General features: G+C 44.7%; 3 protein-coding genes. All 3 read right to left on the reverse strand.

Annotated features, from left to right (window positions below; genetic code table 11):
- A partial coding sequence (locus A3735_RS21570; protein WP_068638622.1) for an ANTAR domain-containing response regulator occupies positions 1-548 on the reverse strand: 548 nt, incomplete at its 3' end.
- Between the two features lie 158 nt (positions 549-706).
- Positions 707-2179, reverse strand: a complete 1473-nt coding sequence (locus A3735_RS21575) for a NarK family nitrate/nitrite MFS transporter (RefSeq protein ID WP_068515167.1) — start codon at positions 2177-2179, stop codon at positions 707-709.
- 515 nt (positions 2180-2694) lie between these two features.
- The coding region (locus A3735_RS21580; protein ID WP_197485965.1) for an NADP-dependent isocitrate dehydrogenase at positions 2695-3674 on the reverse strand (980 nt) is incomplete at its 5' end.

Raw genomic sequence — 3674 nt, forward strand, 5'->3', positions numbered from 1 at the left:
ATCGCCAACTTTCTAAGAGAGGTATATGCCTCATCTTCACTCAGGCCCTTCTGTTTCATCAACAAACCTTTAGCCTTCTCTAAGGTCTTTCTTTCGGCCAATTTGGTTTTTGTCGTGTTTAATTCCTTTATTAAACCTTGCTGCTCATGAAAACGAGCTACTGCGATATTAATAATTGAAGGCAAGCGCTGTGGCTGTATATCATCCACAATAAAAGCACTGACACCGGCCTTCACCACCTTCTGAACCAGCGGCGGCGCATCCTTTTCTGAGAAAACAATGACGGGAAGCGGCATGCGCTCTCGAAGTTCGACCAGTTGCTGTAAAGTGTCTTCGTCGGGCAAGTCCATGCCCACCACAAGAATATCAGGCTGATGCTCCTCTGCTTTCTCCAGCATAAGACAAGCATCTGTGACAGTCTCGATTATCGGATAAGCGTTTTCGCGAAGAGCTCTGCGTAACAACGCAGCTCTTGAATCCAGAGGGTCAATTAACAGTGCGCGTTCTTTTTGAGAGAGCCCTGTATTTGAGATAACAGCTCTAGTCATACGACACCACCTTATTCATAAATTCAGACACAACTAAGTATGAAATACTCATTCCCTTCTGGCATAGGTCTGATAAATATTAAATGGTAAAAAATAGAGGGTATAAAAAGGAGCGAGCCTGTCAAAAGTACAGGCTCGCAATCAAGTCCTAGCTAAACCTAGCTAACCTCGATCATTTGAACAGTGCCATCAGGTAATACTTCATGCATATGACCTTTAGGCTCATCCAAGAACTGAACCAGAGCCAAGCAAGCCACCGCAGCACCTGCAATCACCATAAAGAAGGTCGATGCATCAACAAAAGAATAGACCGTCAGGAAGGTCACGCCACCCACGTTGCCATAGGCGCCAACCATACCTGCAATTTGGCCAGTCATACGACGCTTAACCAGTGGCACCATTGCAAACACTGCACCTTCACCAGACTGAACGAAGAAAGAACAAAGCAATACCGCCGCAACCGCTAATGGAATCATCCAGGTGCTATCAACTAGCGATAGAATCAAGTAACCGACCGTCAAACCAGCAATCAGAATAGTTAAGGTTTTCTTACGACCAAACTTATCTGACAAATAACCACCAGTTGGGCGCGCCGCCAAGTTCATCAATGCGAATGCACCCCCCAATAAGCCAGCCATAACAGGCGTTAGATCGAAGGTTTCCATAAAGAATGCAGGTAACATTGAAACAACTGCCAACTCTGAACCAAAGGTAACGAAGTAAGCCCAATCTAGAATAGCCACTTGCTTAAACTTATACTGGTCATTTTCTGGCAAAGAAGTATGTAGATGTTCTTTGTTCACTTGATAGATTGAGTGCATTTGGAAAGCAAACAGACCAGCGAGCACCCCCCATAAAATGTTTGCTGTTGTTGCCGATAGTAGACTTACACCCGCTGGAGATAGCTTCCATGTCAAAACAGCCAAGGCAATATACATAGGCACATTCATCGCGATATAGAACCAGAAATCACGCTTATTACTTACTTCCAAACCACCCGATTTCTTTGGCTTAAAGTAAGTCGAACCTTTCGGTGTATTACGAACATTTTTGTAAAAGATCATGCTATAAACAAAAGCAACAACACCTGTTGTTGCGATAGCATATCTCCAACCATCATCACCACCATATACGTAAGCTGCTACCGCTGGAAGAGTCCATGCTGCAGCTGCCGAACCGAAGTTACCCCAGCCACCATATACACCTTCTGCTAAGCCAACCGTCTTCGCAGGGAACCATTCTCCCACCATACGAATACCGATAACAAAACCCGCACCAATAAAGCCACACAAGAAACGGAATAAGGCTAACTGCTCATAAGTTTGAGCTAGAGCAAAACCCCAACAAAGAAACGCCGACACCATCAACAACAAGCTATAAACAGCGCGCGGCCCAAACTTATCCACCAACATCCCGACAACAATACGCGCTGGTATAGTAAGTGCAACGTTAAGGATCAATAACGCCTTCCACTGGGCATTACTCATATCAAATGCTGCCATAATGAAAGGCTTCATTGGCGCATGACTGAACCACATCACGAAGGTCAAAAAGAATGCAAACCAGGTAAAGTGCAATATTTGTGTCGGTCGACTGGAAAAATCCAATAACCTTAATCGAGCTTCAGACATGCGGGGTTCCTTAAATAGATTGAATGAAAACTAGGCCACCATAATCAAAAGTCGATCCAACTAAGATTTTTTTCTTTACTTTCAACAAGATAAAAACAGATAATTACACAAACGACTTGCGCACAGACAGATTCCAACATATCCTCCAGCCAAAACGCACCATTCTGAAGCAATAGAAAGACTACCTTTTACTTCTCGCACCATATTACGCTCGCAAAACCTAAGCTATCACATGAAACAGCTTTACCAAGGAGCACACCAACTCATTGTGCACTATTTGAACAACCTGCATACAAACAATCTGCCCAAAAATCCAGCGTAAACCTAGGTACCTCAATCAAGACTTACCAAATTGGTGCCTTCATGACAGTGAAGAGCTACCCTACGCTTGACCCAAAGACCTATAAGAACGCTCAACACTACAATCGATAGTACCTTCCAGTCATTTATCTATGAAACTCTGGGCATAAAAAAACCGGCCTGAGCCGGTTCGGTTTTTTTTCACTCAGATACGCTTACAAATTATCAAGCGCTGAATTAAAGGTATCACTTGGTCTCATCGCCTTAGTCGCTTTCGCCACATCAGGATGGTAGTAACCGCCAATATCGACAGGCTTACCTTGCACAACCGTCATTTCAGCAAGAATAGTCGACTGCTGCTCTTCTAATGTCTTAGCCAGCGCTGCAAAGCGCTCTTTTAGCTCAAGGTTATCATCTTGCGCAGCAAGCGCTTTAGCCCAATACAAGGCCAAGAAGAAGTGGCTACCACGGTTATCCAGCTCACCAGACACTCGTGACGGTGACTTATTTTCTTCCAGGAAGATAGCCGTCGCCTCATCAAGCGTTTTCGCTAGGACTTTTGCTTTCTCATTATCATTCTTAATACCCAGATCTTCCAAAGAAACAGCGATCGCTAAAAACTCACCTAAAGAGTCCCAACGCAAGTGACACTCTTCCAGGAATTGCTGAACATGCTTCGGAGCAGAACCACCAGCACCTGTTTCAAACAGACCACCACCAGCCATTAACGGAACAATAGATAGCATCTTAGCACTGGTACCCAACTCAAGAATCGGGAACAAATCCGTTAGATAATCTCGTAGTACATTACCGGTAACAGAGATCGTGTCACGGCCACGAATCAAGCGCTCCATTGTGAAGCGAATTGCCTGATCCGGCGACATGATACGAATGTCCAAACCATCCGTGTCATGATCCTGTAAGTAGGTGTTCACCTTCTTAATCATTTGCGCATCATGGGCACGCTCAGGATCTAACCAGAATATAGTCGGCATACCCGTTGCTCGAGCACGAGAAACGGCGAGTTTCACCCAGTCCTGAATTGGCGCATCTTTAGTCTGACACATACGCCAGATGTCACCCTTCTCGACATCATGCGAAAGCAAGACCTTACCATCTTCATCAACTACACGAACAGTACCGTCAGCCTCTAACTCGAAAGTCTTGTCGTGAGAACCATATTCTTCAGCTTTTT

Source organism: Oleiphilus sp. HI0061 (genome assembly GCF_001635675.1).

What these genes read in the sequence shown, in the direction of transcription:
- A3735_RS21575 (WP_068515167.1), bottom strand. Translation starts at nt 2,179, where the DNA reads ATGTCTGAAGCTCGATTAAGGTTATTGGATTTTTCCAGTCGACCGACA.